Source organism: Ferriphaselus sp. R-1, from assembly GCF_000746095.1.
Classification (GTDB): Bacteria; Pseudomonadota; Gammaproteobacteria; order Burkholderiales; family Gallionellaceae; genus Ferriphaselus.
The window spans coordinates 177,875-200,591 of sequence record NZ_JQKP01000001.1; the positions used below are offsets into that span (position 1 = coordinate 177,875).

The window sequence follows — 22,717 nt, forward strand, 5'->3', positions numbered from 1 at the left end:
TGGGTCTGAGCCTCTCCTCTTGTGGGAGGGGGCGGGGAGAGGGGTCCCAAAAAAAGCCGCGCAGCGCCAAAACCTACTACCAACTTACGTCTTACGACTAACAACTGAATTAAGGAATCCCATGAACCCTAAATCCATCCTTCTCCCCCTCGCACTCTGGAGCGCTTCGACCTTCGCCGCCCCCGACCCGCAAGCCCTGCTCGAACACGCCGACCGCGCACGCGGCGGCGGTTTGCCGGGCATCGTGTGGGAGATCGCGCTGCAATCGCGCGAGGGCGACAAGGTGGACGAGCCGCAGCGCTTGCGGGTCAAGGCCACCGACGCTGCCAGCGTGGCCGAGACGCTGGAACCGGCGCGTTCGCGTGGAGCCAAGCTGTTGCAGGTCGGTCATAACATGTGGCTGACCAAGCAGGGATTATCCAAACCCATTCCCATCTCGCCGCGTCAGCGCATGAGCGGGCAAGCCGCCAACGGCGACATTGCCGCCACCGATTACGCGGGTGACTACGCGGCGACGCTGTCCGGCGAGGAGGGCGTGGCAGGCGAAGCCTGTTTTGTGCTGGAACTGCAAGCCCGACACAAGCGCGCCACCTACGACCGCATCCGCTACTGGGTGTCGACCAAACGCGAGGTCGGGGTGAAAGCCGAGTTCTACTCGGTCAGCGGCAAGCTGCTCAAGACTGCGCTGTTCGACTACGGCAACCTCATCCAGCACGACGGACGGCGCATCCCCTTCGTCAGCCGGATGAGCATCCGCGACGCGCTCACCCCCGCCGAGACGGTGATGGACTTCAGTGCGGTGAAGGTGCAGAAGGTCGCCCCGGCGGAGTTTGACTTGGGGCAGATGCAATGAGCATCGCCGTCATTCCCGCGCAGGCGGGAATCCAGTCGAAAAAAGCACTCTCGCGTAGCGAGACAAAGCCTGAATTTTGTGCGCTTCGCGGAATTTCTTCTTTGCTGGATGGCCGTCCCTCGAAACTCGCCGACGGCTCGTTTTCCCGCCTGCGCGGGAATGACGGGAGCGTGGCAATGTCTCGTATCACCCTGCCGGGCTTCGCAAGCTCACCCCAGTCTGCTGCGCGCTCTAACCCTCCCCCTTGCAGGGGGAGGGTTAGGGTGGGGGTAGAAACCGTCTGGTTATTGTCGGCCTTGATGTCGGTGACCGCCCACGCCGCCGACTGGCGTACTTCCTGGGACGGTGCGCTCTACGGCTACCTGAGCGAGACTGCAGTGGACGTGGCGCTGGCACCGCCGGTCAACCAGGTTTTCCAGGTGGCGCAGCACAACCGCACTGCCGAGGCGCGTCTCAACTTCAAGGCGGAGAACGAGTCGTTGCGCGTCTCCGCTCGCCCCATCCTGCTGGCGCAAGGTGGCTCGCAGACTGGCCGCGAGGCGTATCTCAGCCAGTGGCAGCTACGTTGGCGCGCTGCCGAGGACTGGAGCGTGTCCGCCGGACGCGAGTTGCTGAACTGGGGGCCGGTGCAGTTCCGCTCGCCATCCAGCCCTTACTACTTCGACAACGGGCGCAGCAATCCGCTGCGCGAGCTGTCTGGCATGGACGCGCAAAAGCTGAGCTGGACACCGGATGCGGGCCATGCGCTCACGCTCGCCCACCTGTCCGGCTCCGGCCACGCCCGCGTCAGCCCCGACCCGTGGCGTGATAGCTGGCTGCTGCGCTGGGAACCGCGCGGCGAAGATTGGGCCGCCGGTTTGGCGCTGGCCCGTGCGGGCAGCCAGCCCGTTTTCGTCGGCCTGCATGCGCAATACACGCCGGACGATGCTTGGCTGCTGTACGGCGAAGCGGGCAGCGGCGCGCGTTCAGGCGCGGTGGATGTTCTGGTGGCGAACGCGCTCGGCCAGCCTGCGCCGCGCCACGGCGACTGGCTGCTCGGCGCGTCCTACACCCTGGAGAGCGGCAGCAGCGTCTATGCCGAGTGGATGCGCAACGGTCACGGCCTGTCTGCTGTCGCCCAGCCTGCCGCTTTCAATGCACTGCCCCAGATGACGGCTTTTACCGCCGCGCCCTTGCTGGGTCGCGACTACCTGCATCTGGTGTGGCAAAGCAATCTGATGGACGACGGCGGTACTGCCCGGTTGATGGCGACCCACGGCTTCGACGGCACGGACACCGAGCTGTCTGCCTACGCCGAGCGGCATCTGAACGGACGCGCTTCCGTGTTCGCGCTGGCAGCGGCGGGGGAGAGTGGCAGTTTTGTCCGCCAGCGCACGCGCAGCCTTAGTGCCGGAGTGAGGGTGGCGTTGCCGTGAGCACCGACGCATAATCCCGCCATGCGCCACTGGATCCTTCCCACCCTCTCCTCCTTGCTGTTCAACACGGCCATCGCCGGTCTGCTGACGCTGGTGTCGTTCGGCGATTTCTGGGTCAACTTCGTGTTCTCGCAGTGCATCGGGCTGTGCAGCTATTCCATCAATGCCATCGTCGCCTGCCGCATCGGCGAACGTCGTCGTCGCTGGCTGGTGCTGGCGTTCACCTTTCCCGCCAGTATCTTTTTGGGAGTGACGCTGGGGGCGTGGCTCAGTGGCGCAGGTGACTGGAACGATCCGCAGGCCTGGGTCGCCATGGTGATCGGACTGTTCTTTGGCGGTATCGGCGGAATCACCTACTTCATGTCCGAGCGCATCGAGAAGCTGGATGCCGAGGTGAAGCAGCGTCAGTTGCAGCAGAGCGAGACCGAGCGGCGTGCGCTGGAGGCGCAACTGAAGTTGTTGCAAGCGCAGATCGAGCCGCATTTCCTGTTCAACACGCTGGCCAACGTCGGCAGCCTGATCGACTCCGACCCCGCCGCCGCGCGCCATCTGCTCGACAGGCTCAACGACTGGCTGCGCGTGGCGCTGGCCCGTGCGCGCAGCGATCACGCCACGCTGGATGACGAGTTGCAACTGCTGGAGAACTATCTGGAGATACTCAAGGTGCGCTTTGGCGACCGGTTGATCTGGCATGTCGAAGCCGATGCCGCCGCGCGCGCCGTGCGTTTCCCGCCCATGTTGCTGCAACCCTTGGTGGAAAACGCGGTGCGCCACGGCATCGAGCCCAAACTCGGCGGCGGAGAGTTGCGTATTTCCGCCCAGCTCGAATCGGGGCGCTTGCTGATCGCCGTGCAGGACGATGGCGCGGGCTTGGGCGAGTCCGCCTCCGGCGGCACCGGCTTGAGCAACGTGCGCGCTCGGCTGGCCGCGCTCTACGGCGAAGCCGGACGGCTGACGCTGGAAGCCAACGCGGCGGGCGGCGTGACAGCGTGGATGGAGATGCCGGAATGACAAATTTCACAGGGGCGCTGTCAGAATGAAAGCCCTCATCGCCGACGACGAAGCCCATCTGGCCGACGACTTGCGTCGCCGTTTGGCGCGGTTGTGGCCGGAGCTGGCGGTGGTCGCCGTGGCGCATGACGGCTTGGCTGCTGCCGCCGCGCTGGCGCAACATCAGCCCGATTTCGCTTTTCTCGATATCCGCATGCCGGGCCAGTCCGGGCTGGAGGCGGCGAGGTCCGTGTCCCCCGACTGCCGCGTGGTGTTCGTCACCGCCTTTGACGACCACGCCGTGGCCGCCTTCGAGCAGGCCGCTGCCGACTATCTGCTCAAGCCGGTATCGGACGAGCGGTTGGCGCGCTGTGTGGCGCGGCTGAAGCAGTCGGCGCCCGCGCCGCAGGCCTTGCTGGCGCAGTTGCAGACCTTGCTGGTCGCACCGGTGAAACCTGAGCCGCTGCGCTGGTTGCGCATCCAGGTGGGGCAGACGGTGCGGCTGGTGGCGGTGGAGGAGGTGTGCTATTTCCAGTCCGCCGACAAATACACGGCGGTCTATACCCGCGATGCGGAACTGCTGCTGCGCACGCCGCTGAAAGAGCTGGTCGCCCAGCTTGATCCACAGCAGTTCTGGCAGGTGCATCGCGGCACGGTGGTGGCCGTGAGCCAGATCGTCAGTGCGCGCCACGACCTGCTGGGGCGGGTCAGTCTGACCTTGCGTGACCGCACCGAGACGCTATCGGTCAGCCGCAGCTACGCACACTTGTTCCGGCAGATGTGATTCCGGCGCGCGCCGGAATCACCCACGGTGGTCATTGCATCGAGTGCAGGCCTATCATGTTGCCCTCGGTGTCCAGCGCAAGGGCGATGAAGCCGTACTGTCCGATGGAAAATTTGGGGCGCGCGATCTGACCGCCCGCAGCGATCACGCGGCCCGCTTCCGTCGCGCAGTCCTCGCAGGAGAAATACACCAGCGTGCTATTGCCGCCGGAGCAGACGCCCTCCATCTTCACCAGTGCGCCTGCCGCACCCCACAGGTCGCGCTCCATCTTGAACGCGCGCATCTCCAGACCGTTGGCTTCCAGCGTCTCCAGCGTGGTCTGGAACACGGCTTCGTAGAAGCGCTGCGCACGCGCCATGTCTTGCACATAGATCTCGAACCAGCCTACGGGATTGGGTTTCATGGCAACTCCTTGCAGTGGGGACGGGGGAGTGATTCTGCCTGAGCTGCGCCGCCAGGCGCAATGGGGTGGGCGGTTCAGCGCTCGCGCTGCCAGCCGGTCTCGGCCTGTCCCGCCGCGCGGTTGAGCGTCCGCGCCAGTACGAACAGCCAGTCGGACAAGCGGTTCAGATACGGTAGCAAGCCGATGGCGATGAGTTCCTGCTGCGCCAGTGCGGCCAGGTCGCGTTCCGCGCGGCGGGCGGTGGCGCGGGCGACGTGGCACAAGGCCGCCGCGCGCGTGCCGCCGGGCAGGATGAACTCTTGCAGCGGCGGCAGTGTGGCGTTGTAACGGGCGGCGAGAGCGTCCAGACGAGCAACGGCGGCCGGCGGGAACTGGCCGTGTTCCGGGTAGGCCAGCGCACCGCCCAGTTCGAACAGCTCGTGCTGGGCGGGTTGCAGGTCGGCGCGGATCGCGTCCGGCAGCGCTTCGGTCAGCAGCAGGCCGAGCAGGCTGTTGAGCTCGTCCACGCTGCCGATAGCGGCGATGCGGGCGCTGGATTTGCTCACGCGCGAGCCGTCGGCGAGGCCGGTCGTGCCGTCGTCGCCGGTGCGGGTGACGATGTGGGTCAGCCGGTCTGCCATCACTGTTGTCTCAGGCAAGTCAGATAGACCGCCGCGTCCGGCTGGCCACCGTTGCGCTGAGCTTGCCAGATCATCTCGCCCAGACAGTCCATCATGGCGTGCTGGGCTTCGTGCTCGGACTCGTATTTCTGCGTCAGTCGGGCGAACTGTTCGCGCACGCCGTGCGGCTGTCCGATGGAGATCTGCTCCTCGATGGTCAGGTGCATCATCAGGTGCAGGAACGGGTTGGTTCCGCCTTGCTCGGGCTGGTAGTCCTGATCTAGAAAACGCTCGGGGTCGCCCAGCAGGTCATGATATTCGGGATGTTTCTCGATGAGTTGGGCGGTCAGGTCTTCCAGCGGTGTGAGCAACTCACTGGCACGCCGCTTACGCCAGGTCTCGAACAGAAACTGTCGTGCTTGGTCGCGGGTGGGGTTGAACATCAGAGCACCTTTTCCTTGTATTCGCACAGATCGGCGATGAGGCAGGCTCCGCACTTGGGCTTGCGCGCCACGCATACATAGCGGCCATGCAAAATCAGCCAGTGGTGGGCATCCAGCTTGAATTCGTCGGGGATGACCTTGAGCAACTTCTGCTCCACCGCCAGCACCGTCTTGCCGGGGGCCAGGCCGATGCGGTTGCTGATGCGGAAGATGTGGGTGTCCACCGCCATGGTGGGCTGGCCGAAAGCGGTGTTGAGGATCACGTTGGCCGTCTTGCGTCCCACGCCGGGCAAGGCTTCCAGCGCCTCGCGCGTCTGCGGAACTTGCCCGCCGTGCTGTTCCAGCAAGATGCGGCAGGTCTGGATGATGTGTTTGGATTTGGTCTGGTACAGGCCGATGCGCTGCACGTAGCCGCGCAGCTCGTCTTCGCCCAGATCGAGGATGGCCTGCGGCGTGTTGGCGACGGGAAACAGTGCGCGCGTGGCCAAGTTGACGCTCTTGTCCGTCGCCTGCGCCGACAACATCACCGCCACCAGCAACTCGAACGGCGTCCGGTATTCCAGCTCGGTGGTGGGATGCGGATTGGCCGCGCGCAGCCGGGTGAAGATTTCGCTACGTTTTGCTTGGTTCACGAGGTGCCTTCGTGCAGACCAAACTTTCTAGAGCAATAGTTGCGAGCATGGTCGTGCCATTCGAGAAGAGCAGGAATGCAGCTCACCATGGCTTTGATGATCTCGCCCAATGCCTCTGGATCGTCTTCATATTCATGATTGATCTGATTCCGAATCTCGCGGATTTCTCTCCACTCGGTTTCGCTGGCGATGATGCCGATTTTCTCTGCGTAGGCCAGTACGTCAGAGAAGCCACAGAACTCGACTTCCTCTTCGCGTGCGATGGAGGCCAGCAATTTGCCCAAGTGCTCCTGAAACTCGGAAACACGCATCCTGAAAGCGGCAAGATCGTTTGAGTCGTCCAGAGAAAAACTGGATAGCGACTTGTCTGCAAGGCCACGAGTGGTGACTTTTCCGGTGGCGTGCGTCAGGTAGGTGCGGAGTTTCCCCAGATGAACTAAACGGGAAGCGATCAGTTGCAGATGGGCTTTCATGCCAGCTTCACGCCTTGCTCACGAGCGATCTGATAAATGGGGCGCTCTTTGCGGTGGTTGTTGACGATCAGATCAACCGAGCGGCCAAAGATACTTTCCAGTGCGATTTTGGCGCGCACAGTTTCGCGTAGCAAAATGCCGGGCAAAGGGGTTTCTGTGTACAAGTCAACGTCTCCGCCACGCTTGCTATCGTCCACGCGCGAACCAAATAGCCACACGGCAGCCTCTCCGCCCAAGTGGGTGCGGATCGCCGAAATGGCTTGTTCAGCTTGTGCGGGTGTGATGCGCATGGCGTGATTTCCGAAAATCAGGCGCTTATTTTACATGACGTATTGATTTGACGGGTTGGGTGCGGATTCCAGCAGGGATTTCAGCCACAGCAGATCCTGCTCGACCAGTGCGGCATCCGCCGTGAAATCGGCTTCCGACATGCCGGGCTGCTGAAACAGGGTGAACAGCAACTCGCTACCCGTGCCATTGGCGATGACGCGCATCGGCACGTGGATTTCACCGCTGGGGGTGCCGACGAAATGGTCCAGCACGCCCAAGGCGTTGGGTGCGGCAAAGCGGAAAGTCAGTTCACCTTGCGGCGTGGTCAGCAGCCAGTGGTCGCCATCTGGCCGGATGGCCAAGCACAAGCCGGGCGCCCAATGCGGCAGATGAGTGGGATCGGCAACGTAGTCATAGACCCGTTGTGGCGAACAGGCGATGGAGATTTGTAGCGTTCTGCTGCGCAGCACGGTCAATGGGCAGTAGGCGAGCAGCCGCCTTCCACCGGGGCGACTGTGGCGTCGGCACCTTGGGCTTTGCGGGCGGTGCGCAGGCTGTGCCAGTTCTTGGCGGCGATCAAAAAGGCCAGGCCGATGAAAGCGCCGGGCGGCAGGATGGCGACCAGGAAGCCTTTGTAATCGGGGATGACGTGCAGCACCCAGCCATGCGCCCAGTCGCCGAGTGCTAGGTCGATACCGGAGAACAGCGTACCCTTACCGATGACCTCGCGCAGCGCACCCAGTACGCCGAGCACCAGCGTCAGGCCCAGTCCCATGGCGAAGCCGTCCAGCGCGGCATGGCCGACCGGGTTCTTGGCGGCGAAGGCTTCGACGCGCGCCAGCACGATGCAGTTGGTGACGATCAGCGGGATGAAGATGCCCAGCACCACGTACAGGCCGTACATATAGGCGTTCATCAGATACTGCACCACGGTCACCAGCACGGCCACGATGAGGATGTACACCGGGATGCGGATCTCGTTGGGGATGTAGTTACGGATGGGAGACACCGCCGCGCCGGACAGGGTCATCACCAGCGCCGTGGCCAGCCCGAGGCTGACACCGTTGACCAGGGTACTGCTCACTGCCAGCAGCGGACACAGGCCGAGCAGTTGCACCAGGCCGGTGTTCTGTTTCCAGATGCCGTTATAGAGGATGTCCTTGTATGCGCTCATGATTTCTTCTCCCCGGCAGGCGCGGCAACAGTGAACAGCGTATCTCTGTGGGCCTCGAAATAGTTCAGCGCCTTGTGCGTGGCCTTGATCACCGCGCGCGGCGTGATGGTCGCGCCCGCCATGTAGTCGAACTGGCCGCCATCCTTTTTCACCTTCCACTCCGGTTCGGGCCGGTTGGCATGCGACTTGCCGTCGAAATTCTTGATCCACGCACTCTTGGCCAACTCGATGTAGTCGCCCAAGCCGGGAGTCTCATGGTGGTTGACCACGCGCACGCCGGTCACTTCACCGTTGGCCCGTATGGCCAGGATGATGGATATCTTGCCGCTGTATCCGTCCGGTGCGATCGCTTCCAGTACCACGGCGGACGGTTCGCCATGCAGGCGGGCGCGGTGGACGACGGTCGTACCCGACGTGCCCAGCAAGGGATCGGCAGCAATCTCCTGCGTGTCCTGGATGATGTCGTTGTCGTATAACTCGGCGGGCAGGAGTTGCGCGATGAGCTTGAGCTTCTCGCCTTCCTCGGTCTGCTTGATGGTCTCTTCGGTCAGCAGGTGAGTGGAGGCCAGCACAAAGGTGCCGATCACCGAGAAGAACAGCAGGTTCACCGCCGTGCGGAAGGAGGCGCGGGCCAGCGTGTTCCTCATTTCTGCGCTCCCTTGGCCTTCTTGCCGAACACCTTGGGCTGGGTGTAGGCATCGATCAGCGGCACGCAGATGTTCATCAGCAGGGTGGCGAAGGCCATGCCGTCGGGGAAGCCGCCGAAGGCGCGGATCAGATAGGTGAGGATGCCCGCGCCTGCGGCGAAGATGATCTTGCCGCGCGGGGTGGTCGGGCTGGTCACCGGGTCGGTCAGGATGAAGAACGCGCCTATCATCGCTGCGCCGGAGAACAGGTGGAACAGCGGCGTGACGTAGTGCGCCGGGTCAATCACATGGAACAGGCCGGCGGTGGCATACAGCGTGCCGAGATAGACGATGGGCAGGTGCCAGCTGATGATGCGGTTCCACAGCAGGTACAGGCCGCCGATGGCGAAGCCGGTGGCCACCATCTCGCTGCCCTTGCCCGCGAGGCGGCCATAGATCGGCATGTCACGGATCTCGCCGACCGAGAGGCCGAGGTGGAGCTGGGTCTTCAGCGTGTCCAGCGGAGTCGCCATGGTCACCGCGTCCAGCGTCAGCCCGCGCGGCAGCACGCCACTGAAGATGTAGCCGAGTTGCTCGATGAACGACAGTTCGGGGTGGCCGACCGGGTGCGGTGTCAGCCAGTGCGTCATCTGTACCGGGAAGGAGATGATGAGCACGGCGTAGCCTATCATCGCCGGGTTGAACGGGTTGTTGCCCAGCCCGCCGTACAGGTGCTTGGAAATGCTGATGGCAAACAGCGTGCCGACCACCACCAGCCACCACGGGGCCAGCGGCGGGATGGATAGCGCCAGCAGCCAGGCGGTGAGAAGGGCACTGTTGTCCTTCAGGAACGGAGCGACCGGGCGATCACGCAGCTTGAGCATGGCGGCTTCGGTGGCGAGCGCGGTGACGCTGGCCAGGGTGATCGAGACCAGGATGGCTGGGCCGTAGTACCAGACGTAAAAACCGATGCCCGGCAGCAATGCGAGCATCACCTTCAGCATGATCTCGCTGACGCTGACCGGTTTGGTGATGTAGGGCGAGGTGAACATGTTATTCCTTGGGCGGCTCGTGGTGCTTGTCCAGGTCGGCTTCGGGATGCGCCAGCTCCTGGATGTGGGCGCGCCGGGCTTCGATCTCGTCGATCTTGGCTTGCTGCTCGGGCGTCAGGTTGGCGGTGTTCCTAGGCTGCGTCGCATCGTGCTGAGCCTGCACGCGCGCCATGGCAGCCTGGATGCGCGCCTGCGCATCTTCGTCTGTATTGGCGGTGGCTGCGGCGGCATCGGCTTGTTGCTTGGCGAGCAGCGCCGCACGTTCCTTCTGTGCCAGTTTCTCGGCTTTTTCCTGTTTCTCGCGTTCCAGACGGAACTGGCGGTACTCGTGGCGCTGGCGTGCGGTGTCGGCAGCGGTCTTGTCGCGTTCGCGCGCCCAGATCTCGCTCTTGGCATAGCGGTAATACTGCACCAGCGGAATGTTGCTGGGACAGACGTAGCTGCACGCGCCGCATTCGATACAGTCGAACAGGTGGTAATCCTGCGCCTTGCCGAACTCCCTGGCCTTGGCGAACCAGTGCAGCTCCTGCGGTTGCAACTCGGCTGGGCAGACCTCGGCGCAGCGGGTGCAGCGTATGCAGGGCATGGTCGGCGCGGGTGCTGGGAACAGCGTGGGTGCCGTGGCGATGATGCAGTTGGTGGCCTTGACCACGCCCACCTGGTCGGACGGCAGCAGGAAGCCCATCATCGGGCCGCCCATGATGTAACCCTGGGTGCCGGACTTGAGGCCAGCTTGCGCGACCAGTTCGGCCACGGGCGTACCCAATAGCACCTCGTAGTTCTGTGGACGCTCGACGTTGCCGGTGACGGTGACCACGCGCGACAGCATCGGTTCGCCGTAGGAGATGGCGCGATAGGCCGAGTAGGCGGTGGCGACATTGAAACATTGCACGCCCATCTCGGTGGAGCGCACCCCGGCGGCGACCTCGATGCCGGTCAGCACGCGGATCAGCTGCTTGGCTCCGCCGCCCGGATAGACCGTGGGCACGGCGACCGCTTCCATGCGTGCATGTTTGCCGTCCACGATGGCCTGCTGCATGGCGGCCAGCGCTTCCGGCTTGTTGTCCTCGATGCCGACCACGACCTCTTCGGCGTGCAGCAGGTCGCGCATCATCTCCGCGCCCAGCAGGATCTCGGCGGCGCGCTCGCGCATCAGGCGGTCGTCGCAGGTGATGTAAGGCTCGCACTCGGCCCCGTTCAGCACCAGCGTCTTGATCTGGTGCTTGCCGCCGTACAGCTTCATGTCGCTGGGGAACACCGCACCGCCCAGGCCGACCACGCCTGCATCGCGCAGCCGGTGGCGGATGTCGGTATGCGACAGTTCGCGGTAATCCGCGCCCAGGTTTGCCACCCACTCGTCCTTGCCATCGGGGATCAGGGTGACGCACAGGTCGTCCATGCCCGAAGGATGGGCGACCTTGCTGTAGCCGATGGTGGCGATGGTGCCGGATGTGGAGGCGTGGACCGCGCTGGACAAGCGTCCGTCCGCTTTGCCGATGACCTGCCCCTTAAGCACGTGCTCACCCACGCTGACCACGGGCCGGGCGATGTTACCGACGTGCTGATGCAGCGGGATGACCAGCTTGGACGGCATCGCCGACGCGATGATGGGCGTTTCGCTGGACTGGGTCTTGTTGGTGGGCGGATGTACGCCGCCGTGGAATCGGTGGAGCTGTCTCATCGTCTCGTCGCCTCTGTGCTGGGGATGAAGGCGTACACCGGATACTGCCACTTCCAGGTGGTGACACTCTCGGCGATCGGCTCCATGCTGATGCAATCCACCGGGCAGGGCGCGATGCACAGCTCGCAGCCGGTGCATTCCGAGGCGATGATGGTGTGCATCTGCTTGGCCGCGCCCAGAATGGCATCCACCGGGCAGGCTTGCAGGCACAGCGTGCAGCCGATGCAGTTATTCTCGTCCACGAAGGCCACGGCCTTGGGTTTGGGCGCGGCACCTGCGCCGAAGGGCTTGGCTTCCACGCCGAGCAACTCGGCCAGTTTCTGGATGCCTTCTTCGCCACCCGGCGGACACATATTGATGTCAGCTTCGCCTTCAGCGATGGCGGTGGCGTAGGGGCGGCAGCCGGGGTAGCCGCACTGGCCGCACTGGGTCTGCGGCAGGATGGCATCGATCTTGCCTACCAGCGGATTGCCTTCGACCTTGAACTTGAGCGCGGAAAAGCCCAGCCCAGCGCCCAACACCAGCGCGAGGATGGACATGACCAACAGGGCGGTCAGCATTATTTGATCAGCCCGGAGAAGCCCATGAAGGCCAAACTCATCAGGCCAGCGGTGACCATGGCGATGGCCGAACCCTTGAATACGGGAGGGACGTCCGCGCCTTCCATGCGCTCACGGATGCCGGCGAACAGGATCAGCGCCAGCGAGAAACCGACCGAGCCGCCGAAGCCGAACAACAGCGACTGGATGAAGTCGTGCTTTTCCTGCACGTTCAGTAGCGGGATGCCTAGCACGGCGCAATTGGTGGTGATCAGCGGCAGGTAGATGCCCAGCGTCTGGTACAGCTCGGGGCTGGTCTTCTCGATCACCATCTCGGTGAACTGCACGATGCCCGCGATCACCACGATGAACGACAGCGTGGTGAGATAGGCCAGCTCGGGGCCGAGCAGGTATTCGTTGATGAGGTAGCTGGAGCCGGAACCCAGCGTTAGCACGAAGGTCGTGGCCGCGCCCATGCCGAACGCCGCTTCCAGTTTCTTGGAAACTCCCATGAACGGGCAAAGCCCGAGGATCTTGACCAGCACGATGTTGTTGACGAACACCGTACCAACCAGAATGAGCAGGTAATCAGTCATGTCGGCCTAAAAATTTAGGCGCGGATTATGCGCCGAATCAGGAGGCGGTTCAATCACCCATGAGCATATCCATAGAAGGCCGGGATATATCCGGTTCGAGCCGGGGTGTCGGCTGCGGCGACGCTTCTATGCTTAGATCTCGACCTTGGTGCCCATCTCGATCACGCGGTTGGCCGGGATCTTGAAGAAGTCGGCGGCGTTCATCGCGTTCTTGGTCATCGCCAGGAACAGCCGCACGCGCCACATCGCCATGCCCGGTCTCTTGCCGGCGACGACTAGCGCGCGCGAGATGAAGAACGAGGTGGTGGCCATGTCGAAGTGCAGGTCGTGCAGCGAGCACATCTCCAGCGCAACGGGAATGTCGGGGGTCTCCATGAAGCCGTATTCCAGATTGATGCGATAGAACCCCTTGCCCAACTCGCTGATCTGCATCCGCTCGCGGGAAGGCACGTAGGGCCGCTCCTCGACGCGCACCGTCATCAGGATGTTGTGTTCATGCAGTATCTGATTGTGTTTGAGGTTGTGCAGCATGGCGGATGGCGCACCTGTCCCGGCGGCGGTGAGGAACACCGCTGTGCCACAGGCCTTGGGGATGTCGTCCGAACTGTCGATGATGACCTGTAGCGGCACCTCGTTGCGGGCGATCTCGGCGAACAGCAGTTGACGGCCTTTGCGCCAGGTCATCAGCACCGAGAACGAGATGCCGGAGATGGCCAGCGGGAACCAGCCGCCTTGCGGGATCTTGATGGCGTTGGCGAAGAAATAGGCCAGATCGGTCAGCAGGAAGACCGTCACCAGCGGGATGGCCAGCCACAGCGGCCAGCGCCAGGCGAGGAAGATCATGAAGGCGATCAGCAACGTGTCTATGGTCATGGTGCCGGTCACGGCGATGCCGTAGGCGGCGGCCAGGTTGCTGGAGCTCTGGAAGGTCAGCACCAGGTAGATCACGGCCAGGTACAGCGTCCAGTTGGTGAACGGGGCGTAGATCTGGCCGCGCGCCTTGTCCGAGGTCTGGCGTATCTCCATGCGCGGCAAGAAACCCATCTGCACCGACTGGCTGGCGACCGAGAATGCGCCGGAGATCACCGCCTGCGAGGCGATCACGGTGGCGGCGGTGGCGAGCAACACCATGGGCATCAACGCCCAGCCTGGAGCAAGCAGGAAGAACGGGTTCTCGATGGCTTCTGGATGATCGAGCAGCATCGCGCCCTGACCAAAATAATTGAGCACCAGCGCGGGCAGTACGAAGGAGAACCAGGTCACCCGGATGGGGAAACGGCCAAAGTGGCCCATGTCGGTGTAGAGCGCTTCACCGCCGGTGACGGCCAGCACCACCGAACCGAGCGCGAGAAAGGAGAGTTTGGGATCTTGCAGCAGGAAATGGAAGGCGTTGAGCGGGTTGAGCGCCAGCAGCACATGCGGATTTTGCAGGATATGTGCCAAGCCCATCAGGCCCAGACTGAAGAACCAGAACACCATGATGGGCCCGAACGCCAGCCCGACCACACCGGTGCCGCGTTTCTGCACGAAGAACAAGGCGGTCAGCACGGCGAGGGTGATCGGCAGCACGTAGTGTCCGAGATCGGGAGAGATGACGTTCAAGCCCTCCACGGCGGACAGCACCGAGATCGCCGGGGTGATCATGCTGTCGCCGTAGAACAGGGCGGCGGCGAAGATGCCTAGAGCGGTGACTACCCATTTGGTGCGAGGATTCCTGGCGGTCAGCTCACTGACCAAGGCTAGCAGCGAGAGCGAGCCGCCTTCGCCGTGGTTGTCGGCGCGCATGATGATGGCGACGTATTTCAGCGACACCAGCAGCATGATGGTCCAGAACATCACCGACAGCACGCCGAGGATGTTGGCCTCGACCACCGGCAGCGGGTGATGTCCGGCGAAGGTCTCTTTCAGTGCGTACAAAGGGCTGGTGCCGATGTCGCCATAGACCACGCCGATGGCGCCTATCATCAGTGCGGGCAGGCCGTGTTTCGTTTCGGACGAACTCATCGTTAGCTTTGTGGGATTCGGAAGGGGGCGACTTTACGCCTACGGGTAGGCGATTGCAATTCGCCGATTCTGGTTCGATGGCAAAGAGGATGGATTACAATTTGCCGAGGTGCAGGTGAGTCGGGTGGCGGGGATCGTGATCGGGTCGCGCCTCTTAGACAGGGTTGAACATCGACAGCGTCCCCGCGTGGGGATGGAGAGGTAGCCGAATGGTGAGCAGGGCCCCAAAAACATCAAAGCTGTTCGGAGCGGTGTTGCTGTTCATCCTGCTCGATCTGGCGGTGTTGTTGATCAATTACTGGATCACCTATCAGGTCGCCAGCGATGCCGTGGCGATCAACCTGTCGGGGCGGCAGCGCATGCTGACCCAGCGCATGACCAAATCCCTGCTGCAACTTCAGCTTGGTACGCCTGACCGGAACGTGGTCGAGCAGGAGTTCGTGGCTGCCGTGGATTTGTTCGACCGGACCTTGCAGGCTTTCAATGCGGGCGGAACCACCATCGGCGGTGACGGCCATCCGATCTTGCTGGAGCGGGTGCAGATGAAGGAGGCGCGACACCTGCTGGCACAGGCCGATGCGATCTGGTCGCCGTTGCACGACAAGGTATTGCCGCACGCCTTGCATCAACGCCCCATTCCGGATGCGACGCTGGAGCATGCGCGACAGCATCTGTTGCAGAACAACCTACGCCTGCTCGAACTGATGAACAGCCTCACTTCGCAACTGGAACGCAGCTCGCAGCGGCAGGCCAACCTCTTGCGTTTGATCCAGTCCGTGGTTTTTCTGATCGCCTTGCTCAATTTCGTGGTCATCGTGCGAGGTTTCCATTTGCTGGCCCGTCAGGCCGAACAGGCGAATGCGTGCCTGGGCGAGCTGGCGATGCGCGATCCGCTCACCGGGGTGTTCAATCGTCGCCAATTCAATGAGAACCTCGCGCGGGAGGTGGCTTCCGCGCGCCGCCGGGAGGGCGGGTTCGCGCTGCTTCTGTTCGATCTGGACGGGTTCAAGCCGTTGAATGACAGGCATGGCCATCACGTCGGCGATGCTGTGCTGAAGTCCACCGCATCCCGACTGGCCGCGCATGCGCGCAGCAACGATACTGTCGCCCGGATCGGCGGGGACGAGTTCGTGCTGCTCTGTCCCGACCTTTGCGACGAAGAGGCGGCGAGCGCCCTGGTGGAGCGCTTGCTGCATGCTGTGAACGAGGGGATCGTTGTGGCGGACGAGGAGGTCAGCGTGGGTGTCAGCATCGGTATCGCGTTCTTCCCCCGGCATGCGGATGCAGCGGACAAGCTGATCCAGGCTGCCGATCACGCGATGTATGCCGCCAAGCGGGCAGGGCGTAACCGTTGGGCCTTCGCCAGAGAGCATGGGTGAGCAGGCTTCAAGAGATCGGCAGCTCATGTGCTGAGAGCTTTGTGACAGTACAATGTAGTACCCAAACTTCTTATGTCTGAATATTCGATGGAGCGTCCTAAACCTCTGGCTGGCCAGTCGGCTGGCACGCAAGTTGCGGCTCATGCAGAGCAGGGAACCTATGCAGACACTTCGCCGTTGTGGCTGATCCCGCTGGTGGCGGTGTTGGTCGCATGGGGCGTGCTGGTCGATCATGTGGTGGATCGCCATTTCGAGGCGGTGGAGAACGACCGCATCGTGGCGAGCCAGAAGCGGGTCCAGCACGATGTCGTGGGCATCAGCAGTGCCTTGCAGCGCCGCCTGGAAACGGTCAGGGGCGCTACCCGGCTGATGGTGCAAGCGCGTGACGTGGTCGCCGTACTGAAACATTCCGGCAGCGATGTGCGCCCCTCCTCGCAGGGACGCGAGGCCAACATCCAGCGTTGGGGGGCTGACCCCGAGCTGGTTGCCGTGAGTCGGCATCTGGGTGAGGCAGCCGATGCTCTGGGGCTGGATGTGATCTATGTCCTCAATGCGGCTGGCGACTGCATCGCCTCCAGCAATGCCGGCGATCCCGACCAATTCATCGGCGGCAATTATGCCGACCGCCAGTATTTCCAACAATCGCAGCAGGGGCTCATCGGGCAGCAATACGCGGTCGGCAAGGTGAGCAACATCGCAGGTTTGTATTTCTCCTCGCCGGTGATCGTGGATGGCAAGTTCATCGGTGCCGTGGCGGCGAAGCGCAATCTGTATCAACTGGCCTATCTGGTGCAGCAGGATGATTCCTTCCTGGTGGACGAGAACGGCGTGGTGATCCTGGCCAGCAACAAGGCGTTCGAGATGCATGCGCTAGCGGGGGCGGAGGTCGACCGCCTGTCTCGGGATCAGCGCCTGTCGCGCTATCGGGTCGATGCCTTTCCCGTGCTGCGGCTGGAGCCCTGGGGCAAGGATCTGCCCCGCTTGCAGCGGCTGAATGGGCAAAGCCAGCCGATGGTTGTCAGCCGTCACGAGATCGCAGGGTTCAGTTTCCAGGTCTATTCCTTCGTCCCCCTGTACGGTCTGCTCGATCAGCGGTCGGCGCGTGACTGGTTCAAGCTGGCCGGTTTTGCGATCGGAACCTTGCTGCTGTTGCTCGGGGTGGGTGGCTGGATGTACCTGCGTAATGCGCATCGTTCGCGCGCCCTCATCGACGCGAGCGAGCGCAGCTATCGCGGCATCTTCAACAGCCTGGAAGAAGCCATCTATGTGCAGGATGCGCAAGGCCGCTTTCTCGACATCAACGACGGCGTGCTCAAGATGTACGGCCATCCGCGCGAGTTCTTCATCGGCCATACGCCGGAGATCGTCAGCGCCCCCGGCCTCAACGATGCGACCAGCATCGCGCAACAGGTGGCGCTCGCTTATGCGGGCGAGGCGCAGGCGTTCGAGTTCTGGGCGGTGCGGGCCAACGGCGAGGTGTTCCCGAAAGAGGTCCACCTCTATCCGGGCGAGCATTTCGGCCAGAAGGTGGTCATCGCCATCGCTCAGGACATCACCGAACGCAAGCGGATGGAGGAGGCGCGCCAACTCGCCCAGCTGGTGTACCAACATACCAGCGAGGGGCTGATGGTGTGCGATGCGGATAACCACATCCTCGCGGTCAACCCGGCCTTCACCGAGACGACCGGCTATACCTTTGAGGAGGTGCAGGGCAAGACTCCCCGCATCCTGCATTCCGGCAGGCAGCCCCCCGAGTTCTACCGGGCGATGTGGGAGCAGCTCGGGAGCGAGGGGCATTGGCAGGGTGAGATATGGAACCGTCGCAAGAGCGGAGAGATATTCCCGGAGTGGCTGGTGATCAACACCATCTACCATTCGGGTGGCTCGGTCGACCGGCGTGTCGGGATCTTCTCCGACATCAGCGCACGCAAGCAGTCGGAAGAGCTGATCTGGCGTCAGGCCAACTTCGATACGCTGACCGAGTTGCCCAACCGGCGCATGTTCCGCGACCGGCTCAGGATCGAGGTGAGCAAGGCCCATCGCGAAGGTCACATGCTGGCGTTGCTGTTCATCGACCTGGATCGCTTCAAGGAGGTGAACGACACCTTGGGGCATGAGGCGGGCGATCAGCTGCTGGTGCAGGCCGCCCTGCGCATCACCGCTTGCCTGCGCGAGACCGATACCGTGGCGCGCCTGGGCGGCGACGAGTTCACCGTCATCCTGCCCGGTCTGAACGACTGCAACGATGTCGAAAGGATCGCGCAAACCCTGATCACCAGGCTGTCCGAGCCGTTCACTCTGCTCGACATCCACGAGGCTTACGTTTCGGCCAGTATCGGCATCGCGATCTACCCCGATGATGGCCAGGACGAGAGCGATCTGATCAAACATGCCGACCAGGCCATGTATGCGGCCAAAGCCGGCGGCAGGAACCGCTACAGCTATTTCACCCATGCCTTGCAGGAGGTCGCACAGAATCGACTCAGATTGGCCAATGCATTGCGCGGGGCGCTGGAGTTCGGTCAGATGCACGTGGTGTTCCAGCCCATCGTCCGGCTCAGCGACGGGCATATCCACAAGGCCGAGGCGCTGTTGCGCTGGCAGCACCCGGTGCGGGGGTTCGTCAGTCCGGCGGAGTTCATTCCGCTGGCCGAAGAGATCGGCCTGATCGGCGAGCTGGGCAACTGGGTGTTCCGCCAGTCCATGGACTGGGTGCAGCGTTGGCATGCCTTGCATCAGGGGGAGCTGCAGGTCAGCGTCAACATGTCCCCGCTACAGTTCCACGGCGCGGACACCTCCCAGTCGTGGGACGAGTACCTGAGCGGTGCGCAGCTCACCGGCCACAATGTGATCATCGAGATCACCGAGGGCTTGCTGCTGCACGCTGATCCAAGCATCACCGACAAGTTGCTGCGTTACCGCGATCTGGGCATCCAGGTCGCGATCGACGATTTCGGTACCGGCTATTCCTCCCTCGCTTACCTGCGCAAGTTCGACATCGATTATCTGAAGATCGACCAGGCGTTCGTGCGTCCGCTGGACGAGGACGTGGACAGCCAGGTGCTGGTCGAAGCCATCGTGGTCATGGCGCACAAGCTGGGCCTGAAGGTCATTGCCGAAGGCGTGGAAACCGAAGCGCAGCGCGATTTCCTGCGCGGCATCGGCTGCGACTACGGTCAGGGCTATGTGTTCTCCAGGCCGGTACAGCCCGAGGCGTTCACGGCGGTACTGGAACGCAATGCCCAGAGCGAGGTTTGACGTGCGCATGCTCCTGCTCTGGGCGATGCTGGGTCTGGTGTCGCCAGCCTGCGCGCATGACCTGCCCGTGTTGTATGACTGGGATTCGGCCAACGGCAAGGTGCTGCGCGCCCGCATGTCCGCCGGGGCGGACTTCTGGCAACTCAGCCCGGTGTTCGCCACGCAGGAGACGCAGACCTATTGCGCCGTGGCCAGCGCGGTCACCGTACTCAACGCCCTGCCGTTGAGCAGGCCGGTCGATCCGGCCTATGCGCCGTATCCCTTCTTCACCCAGCGTAACTTCTTCAGCGCCGAAGTCACCCGGCTGATCAGCCCGCAGACCGTGCTGGCGCAAGGCATGACGCGCGACGAGATGGTGCAGGCGCTGACCTTGCACGGCGTGCAGGCACATTCGGTCGCGGGCGACAGCTTGAGCGAGGCGGCCCTGCGCGAGTTGTTGCATCAGGCCCTGGGTGACGATGGCCGCTTCGTGCTGGCCAACTATCTGCGGGCGGAGTTGGGCCAGGTGGGGGGCGGCCACTGGTCGGTGCTGGCCGCTTATGACGAGATCAGCGACCGCGTGCTGATCCTCGATGTCGCCAAGTACAAATACCCGCCGGTGTGGGTGGATCTCGCCACCTTGCGGCGGGCCATCGCCACCCGGGATGCGACCAGCGGCAAGGCGCGCGGTCTGGTGATCGTGCGGGCGGGCAGATAGTTCGCCTGTGCCGCTGGCCCGGCAGGTCTTACAATGCGCTCTTCGTCAGCTACAAGGAAAGTGTCGTGGATTTCATCTCATGGGCGGTGTTCGGCATCCTGTTCATTCTGGCCGAGACCGCCATCGGCAGTCGTCATGCGCTGGCCATCGGGCTGGCGTTCCTCTATCCCGCCATCGCGGACCTGACCAAAGCCTCGCTCGGCATCCAGCTGACCGTGCTGCTGGCCGGTGCGCTGGTCCACCTGCTGATCGTCACTGCGCTGCGTCGTCGTCCGGGCGTGGCAGCGGAGCAGGCACACGACGATCTGGGGCAGCGCGTCGAAGTGCTGGAATGGCTGGATGAGTGCACCGCGCGGGTGAGCTATCGTGGCCGCGAATGGGAGGCCGACAAGGTGCGCGCCGAGATGCCCGATGCCGACTCCGGCATCATCCGGGCCGTGCAGTATGGCCGTCTGGTGATCTCGACCGAGCGGGCTGATGCGCCCGTCGGAAAGTAGCCCGTGCACACACTGGCGGCCCTGCGGGCGGGCGAACTGGCTGGTATCCGGCGACTCGACCTGGCGGCAGGTCTGACCGAGTTCCCCCGCGAGATATTCGCACTCGCCGATACGCTGGAGATACTCAACCTCTCCGGTAACGCGCTCTCCAGCCTGCCGGACGACCTGGACCGGCTGCACCGGCTGCGCGTCATCTTCGTCTCCGACAACCAGTTCACCCGCGTGCCGGACGTGCTGGGTCGCTGCCGCAACCTGGAGATGATAGGTTTCAAGGCGAACCAGATCAGCGAGCTGCCCGCTGCCGCGCTGCCCGAGAAGTTGCGCTGGCTGATCCTGACCGACAACCGGCTGAGCGTGCTCCCGGCTGAGCTCGGTCGTTGCACCCGCTTGCAGAAGCTGATGCTGGCGGGCAACCGGCTGGAGCGTCTGCAGGAGGAGCTGGCGGCGTGCCGCAATCTGGAACTGCTGCGCATCTCCGCCAATCGTTTCCGGAGCTTGCCCGACTGGCTGACTACGCTGCCGCGTCTGGCCTGGCTGGCGTATTCCGGCAACCCGTGCAGCGCTGCCGACGAGGCCGCTGCGCTGGAGGACCTGCACATCAGCCCGGTCGAATGGCACGCGCTGGAACTGCATCACGCTTTGGGCGAGGGCGCGTCCGGCGTGATCTACCGCGCCCATCACCGCACGGCGGATGAGCCGGTGGCGGTCAAGATGTTCAAGGGCGCGCTCACCAGTGACGGATCGCCGCGCAGCGAAAAGGCCGCGTGCATCGCCGCCGGGTCGCATCCGGGGCTGATTCCCGTCGTCGGCAAGGTGAGTGGGCATCCCGCTGACGTGCCGGGGCTGGTGATGTCGCTGATCGACCCCAGCTTCGGCAACCTGGCCGGGCCGCCCAGCCTGGAATCCTGCACCCGCGATGTCTATCCGGCGGACGCCCGCTTTTCCTTGCGCGCCGCGCTCGACCTCGCCCTGGGCATCGCCTCGGTGGTCGCCCATCTGCACCAGCGTGGCGTGATGCACGGCGACCTCTACGCGCACAACATCCTGTGGAACCGCGCGGGCGACTGCCTGCTCGGTGATTTCGGGGCGGCTTCGTTCCTGCCGCGCCAACAAGCCGCGCACGCCATCGCCTTGCAGCGTCTGGAAGTGCGCGCCTTCGCTTGTCTACTGGAAGAAGTGCTGGAGCGTTGCACCGCGCCAGCGGCTGAGTTGGCCGGACTGTGGCAGTTGCAGCAGCGTTGTGCGGATGCCGATGTGGCGGCCAGACCCTTGTTCACCGAGATACGGGAGGTACTGGCCGGGATGTCGGGTCAGCCCTGAGTGCCGCAAGGCCCCGGGGCTGACGGTGGCTGTGCTCAGAAGCGCTGGGTGATACCCAGCGTCGCGCCCAGATTGCTGGTGAGTTGCGTGCCGGTCACGTTCTGATAGACCGGGACCTGGAGCAGGGCGTAGATGCGCGTGTCCGGCGCGGCGGCGATGCTGATGCCGGGGCTGAGCGCCAGCGTCTGGCCGCCGGTGTTGGCCGGCACCCCGGCCTGACCACCTTCACTGCCGCTGATATGCAGGTTGGCTTGGGCGGTCAGCGCCACTTCATGCGTCAGCGGATAGGCCAGCCCGGTCGCCAGCGCGACACTGTAGCCCGGCTTGTAGCTGCCGGTCGCAGTGCCGTTATCGCCCGCCGTATTGAGCGCCTGTTGCGCGGTGGCGCTGGCGAACCAGCGCAGCCCGCCGTCGGGAGGACTGCTGTTGTAGCTCAGGCCGAGGATGCCGTCGGTGGTGCCGGTGCCCGGCTGGAACATGCGTTCAGCGGCGGTCAGGCCATCGACGGCCATCTGGTTGGTCTTGCCGGTAGGCAGTTTCACCCCGACTCGCACCGTGAAACCGTTGGGAGACTCGCCGCCCAGGCGGTAGCTGGCCAGCAGCTTCACATCACCCAGCGTAGTGAAATCCCAAGTGTCCGGTGCGCCGGGCGTGGCGGAGCCGTGCTGGTGGTAGCGCTTCAGCATTGGCGCTTCGATCTCGGCCTGCCATTGCGGGCTGAAGGTATAGCCCAGGTTCGCCACGAAATTCTGGTTGGTGGTGGTGATCTCGTCACCGGCGGCTGCCGTGGCTACCGTGAAGTTCGGCAGCTTGCCGGTGCCGCTGCGCAGCTGGTCGCTCTTGATGTACTCGTAACGCAGGCCGAAGGTGAAGCCCTCGCGCACATTGCTGCCCTGCGCATCCCAGCCGGTATCGGCCAGACAGAAACCTGCACCGCAGGCCAGCGCCTGCCCCGAAGCCAAAGCAGCGCTCAGCGCCAGAGCCAACGTCGTGTGTTTTGTGTTCATTTTTGTTATCTCCCTGAAATGGTGG

At 63.6% G+C, this 22,717-nt stretch carries 24 protein-coding genes; 9 read left to right on the top strand and 15 right to left on the bottom strand.

Going from position 1 to position 22,717, the window contains the following annotated elements; genetic code table 11:
* Positions 1 to 121: 121 nt before the first annotated feature.
* The 4 genes from DM08_RS00945 (at position 122) to DM08_RS00960 (ending at position 4,042) form a co-directional block, all read left to right on the top strand.
* Complete coding sequence (locus tag DM08_RS00945; protein WP_035382740.1) at positions 122 to 853, top strand: outer membrane lipoprotein-sorting protein; 732 nt, start codon at positions 122 to 124, stop codon at positions 851 to 853.
* A 263-nt stretch (positions 854 to 1,116) separates the two neighbouring features.
* Positions 1,117 to 2,268, top strand: a complete 1,152-nt coding sequence (locus DM08_RS00950) for a hypothetical protein (protein WP_152555746.1) — start codon at positions 1,117 to 1,119, stop codon at positions 2,266 to 2,268.
* 21 nt (positions 2,269 to 2,289) lie between these two features.
* The gene (locus DM08_RS00955) at positions 2,290 to 3,279 is read left to right on the top strand and encodes a sensor histidine kinase (protein WP_051937697.1); all 990 of its coding nucleotides are present in this window, start codon (positions 2,290 to 2,292) and stop codon (positions 3,277 to 3,279) included.
* A 25-nt stretch (positions 3,280 to 3,304) separates the two neighbouring features.
* Entirely contained in the window at positions 3,305 to 4,042 is a 738-nt protein-coding gene (locus tag DM08_RS00960; protein ID WP_035382742.1) for a LytR/AlgR family response regulator transcription factor, read from the top strand.
* 31 nt (positions 4,043 to 4,073) lie between these two features.
* On the opposite strand, the gene DM08_RS00965 is transcribed toward DM08_RS00960, so the two are convergent.
* The 14 genes from DM08_RS00965 to DM08_RS01030 form a co-directional block, all read right to left on the bottom strand.
* Complete coding sequence (locus DM08_RS00965; RefSeq protein ID WP_035382743.1) at positions 4,074 to 4,445, bottom strand: VOC family protein; 372 nt, start codon at positions 4,443 to 4,445, stop codon at positions 4,074 to 4,076.
* A gap of 74 nt (positions 4,446 to 4,519) precedes the next feature.
* Complete coding sequence (locus tag DM08_RS00970) at positions 4,520 to 5,065, bottom strand: cob(I)yrinic acid a,c-diamide adenosyltransferase (RefSeq protein ID WP_035382744.1); 546 nt, start codon at positions 5,063 to 5,065, stop codon at positions 4,520 to 4,522.
* Positions 5,065 to 5,487, bottom strand: a complete 423-nt coding sequence (locus tag DM08_RS00975) for a DUF1841 family protein (RefSeq protein ID WP_035382745.1) — start codon at positions 5,485 to 5,487, stop codon at positions 5,065 to 5,067. Before DM08_RS00975 ends, DM08_RS00970 begins: the two co-directional genes overlap by 1 nt.
* Entirely contained in the window at positions 5,487 to 6,119 is a 633-nt protein-coding gene (gene nth / locus DM08_RS00980) for an endonuclease III (RefSeq protein ID WP_035382746.1), read from the bottom strand. The genes DM08_RS00975 and nth overlap by 1 nt, the downstream gene beginning before the upstream one ends.
* Positions 6,116 to 6,592, bottom strand: coding sequence for a hypothetical protein (locus DM08_RS00985; protein WP_051937698.1), 477 nt, complete (start codon positions 6,590 to 6,592; stop codon positions 6,116 to 6,118). Before DM08_RS00985 ends, nth begins: the two co-directional genes overlap by 4 nt.
* Entirely contained in the window at positions 6,589 to 6,882 is a 294-nt protein-coding gene (locus DM08_RS00990; protein ID WP_035382747.1) for a nucleotidyltransferase family protein, read from the bottom strand. The genes DM08_RS00985 and DM08_RS00990 overlap by 4 nt, the downstream gene beginning before the upstream one ends.
* Positions 6,883 to 6,912: 30 nt before the next feature.
* Complete coding sequence (locus tag DM08_RS00995; RefSeq protein WP_202593351.1) at positions 6,913 to 7,332, bottom strand: SRPBCC family protein; 420 nt, start codon at positions 7,330 to 7,332, stop codon at positions 6,913 to 6,915.
* A gap of 2 nt (positions 7,333 to 7,334) precedes the next feature.
* Positions 7,335 to 8,036 carry an electron transport complex subunit E gene (locus DM08_RS01000; RefSeq protein ID WP_035382749.1) on the bottom strand — a complete coding sequence of 234 codons (702 nt, stop codon included), beginning with the start codon at positions 8,034 to 8,036 and terminating at the stop codon, positions 7,335 to 7,337.
* A complete protein-coding gene (gene rsxG, locus DM08_RS01005; RefSeq protein WP_035382750.1) occupies positions 8,033 to 8,683 on the bottom strand; it encodes an electron transport complex subunit RsxG in 651 nt (216 codons plus the stop codon). Before rsxG ends, DM08_RS01000 begins: the two co-directional genes overlap by 4 nt.
* The gene (gene rsxD, locus DM08_RS01010; protein WP_035382751.1) at positions 8,680 to 9,714 is read right to left on the bottom strand and encodes an electron transport complex subunit RsxD; all 1,035 of its coding nucleotides are present in this window, start codon (positions 9,712 to 9,714) and stop codon (positions 8,680 to 8,682) included. Before rsxD ends, rsxG begins: the two co-directional genes overlap by 4 nt.
* Position 9,715: 1 nt before the next feature.
* Positions 9,716 to 11,395 carry an electron transport complex subunit RsxC gene (gene rsxC, locus DM08_RS01015; protein ID WP_051937699.1) on the bottom strand — a complete coding sequence of 560 codons (1,680 nt, stop codon included), beginning with the start codon at positions 11,393 to 11,395 and terminating at the stop codon, positions 9,716 to 9,718.
* Positions 11,392 to 11,955: an electron transport complex subunit RsxB gene (rsxB, locus tag DM08_RS01020; protein ID WP_035382752.1), complete on the bottom strand. Its 564-nt coding sequence runs from the start codon at positions 11,953 to 11,955 to the stop codon at positions 11,392 to 11,394. The genes rsxC and rsxB overlap by 4 nt, the downstream gene beginning before the upstream one ends.
* Positions 11,955 to 12,530, bottom strand: a complete 576-nt coding sequence (gene rsxA, locus DM08_RS01025; protein ID WP_035382753.1) for an electron transport complex subunit RsxA — start codon at positions 12,528 to 12,530, stop codon at positions 11,955 to 11,957. Before rsxA ends, rsxB begins: the two co-directional genes overlap by 1 nt.
* Positions 12,531 to 12,662: 132 nt before the next feature.
* Entirely contained in the window at positions 12,663 to 14,534 is a 1,872-nt protein-coding gene (locus DM08_RS01030) for a potassium transporter Kup (protein ID WP_035382754.1), read from the bottom strand.
* Positions 14,535 to 14,743: 209 nt separating this feature from the next.
* On the opposite strand from DM08_RS01030, the gene DM08_RS12090 reads away from it, so the two are divergent.
* From DM08_RS12090 to DM08_RS01055, 5 genes are all read left to right on the top strand, one after another.
* On the top strand, positions 14,744 to 15,913 hold the full coding sequence (locus DM08_RS12090; protein ID WP_051937700.1) for a GGDEF domain-containing protein: 1,170 nt from the start codon (positions 14,744 to 14,746) through the stop codon (positions 15,911 to 15,913).
* 87 nt (positions 15,914 to 16,000) lie between these two features.
* Entirely contained in the window at positions 16,001 to 19,171 is a 3,171-nt protein-coding gene (locus DM08_RS12095; protein ID WP_051937701.1) for a bifunctional diguanylate cyclase/phosphodiesterase, read from the top strand.
* 7 nt (positions 19,172 to 19,178) lie between these two features.
* Positions 19,179 to 19,868, top strand: coding sequence for a phytochelatin synthase family protein (locus DM08_RS01045; protein WP_161780244.1), 690 nt, complete (start codon positions 19,179 to 19,181; stop codon positions 19,866 to 19,868).
* Between the two features lie 65 nt (positions 19,869 to 19,933).
* The gene (locus DM08_RS01050) at positions 19,934 to 20,365 is read left to right on the top strand and encodes an NfeD family protein (RefSeq protein ID WP_035382756.1); all 432 of its coding nucleotides are present in this window, start codon (positions 19,934 to 19,936) and stop codon (positions 20,363 to 20,365) included.
* Positions 20,366 to 20,368: 3 nt separating this feature from the next.
* A complete protein-coding gene (locus DM08_RS01055; RefSeq protein WP_035382757.1) occupies positions 20,369 to 21,685 on the top strand; it encodes a protein kinase in 1,317 nt (438 codons plus the stop codon).
* A gap of 35 nt (positions 21,686 to 21,720) precedes the next feature.
* On the opposite strand, the gene DM08_RS01060 is transcribed toward DM08_RS01055, so the two are convergent.
* Positions 21,721 to 22,692 (bottom strand): hypothetical protein, encoded by a 972-nt coding sequence (locus DM08_RS01060; protein ID WP_035382758.1) that lies wholly within the window; start codon positions 22,690 to 22,692, stop codon positions 21,721 to 21,723.
* Positions 22,693 to 22,717: the final 25 nt, after the last annotated feature.

Excerpts from the sequence above, each read along its gene's own strand:
- DM08_RS00975 (WP_035382745.1), bottom strand. The coding sequence starts at position 5,487 with ATGTTCAACCCCACCCGCGACCAAGCACGACAGTTTCTGTTCGAGACC.
- DM08_RS00955 (WP_051937697.1), top strand. The coding sequence starts at position 2,290 with ATGCGCCACTGGATCCTTCCCACCCTCTCCTCCTTGCTGTTCAACACG.
- DM08_RS00945 (WP_035382740.1), top strand. The coding sequence starts at position 122 with ATGAACCCTAAATCCATCCTTCTCCCCCTCGCACTCTGGAGCGCTTCG.
- DM08_RS00960 (WP_035382742.1), top strand. The coding sequence starts at position 3,305 with ATGAAAGCCCTCATCGCCGACGACGAAGCCCATCTGGCCGACGACTTG.
- DM08_RS00965 (WP_035382743.1), bottom strand. The coding sequence starts at position 4,445 with ATGAAACCCAATCCCGTAGGCTGGTTCGAGATCTATGTGCAAGACATG.
- DM08_RS12095 (WP_051937701.1), top strand. The coding sequence starts at position 16,001 with ATGGAGCGTCCTAAACCTCTGGCTGGCCAGTCGGCTGGCACGCAAGTT.
- DM08_RS00970 (WP_035382744.1), bottom strand. The coding sequence starts at position 5,065 with ATGGCAGACCGGCTGACCCACATCGTCACCCGCACCGGCGACGACGGC.
- rsxG (WP_035382750.1), bottom strand. The coding sequence starts at position 8,683 with ATGAGGAACACGCTGGCCCGCGCCTCCTTCCGCACGGCGGTGAACCTG.
- DM08_RS01000 (WP_035382749.1), bottom strand. The coding sequence starts at position 8,036 with ATGAGCGCATACAAGGACATCCTCTATAACGGCATCTGGAAACAGAAC.
- DM08_RS12090 (WP_051937700.1), top strand. The coding sequence starts at position 14,744 with ATGGTGAGCAGGGCCCCAAAAACATCAAAGCTGTTCGGAGCGGTGTTG.
- rsxA (WP_035382753.1), bottom strand. The coding sequence starts at position 12,530 with ATGACTGATTACCTGCTCATTCTGGTTGGTACGGTGTTCGTCAACAAC.
- DM08_RS00990 (WP_035382747.1), bottom strand. The coding sequence starts at position 6,882 with ATGCGCATCACACCCGCACAAGCTGAACAAGCCATTTCGGCGATCCGC.
- DM08_RS01030 (WP_035382754.1), bottom strand. The coding sequence starts at position 14,534 with ATGAGTTCGTCCGAAACGAAACACGGCCTGCCCGCACTGATGATAGGC.
- rsxB (WP_035382752.1), bottom strand. The coding sequence starts at position 11,955 with ATGCTGACCGCCCTGTTGGTCATGTCCATCCTCGCGCTGGTGTTGGGC.
- DM08_RS00985 (WP_051937698.1), bottom strand. The coding sequence starts at position 6,592 with ATGAAAGCCCATCTGCAACTGATCGCTTCCCGTTTAGTTCATCTGGGG.
- DM08_RS01045 (WP_161780244.1), top strand. The coding sequence starts at position 19,179 with ATGCTCCTGCTCTGGGCGATGCTGGGTCTGGTGTCGCCAGCCTGCGCG.
- rsxC (WP_051937699.1), bottom strand. The coding sequence starts at position 11,395 with ATGAGACAGCTCCACCGATTCCACGGCGGCGTACATCCGCCCACCAAC.
- DM08_RS01060 (WP_035382758.1), bottom strand. The coding sequence starts at position 22,692 with ATGAACACAAAACACACGACGTTGGCTCTGGCGCTGAGCGCTGCTTTG.
- rsxD (WP_035382751.1), bottom strand. The coding sequence starts at position 9,714 with ATGTTCACCTCGCCCTACATCACCAAACCGGTCAGCGTCAGCGAGATC.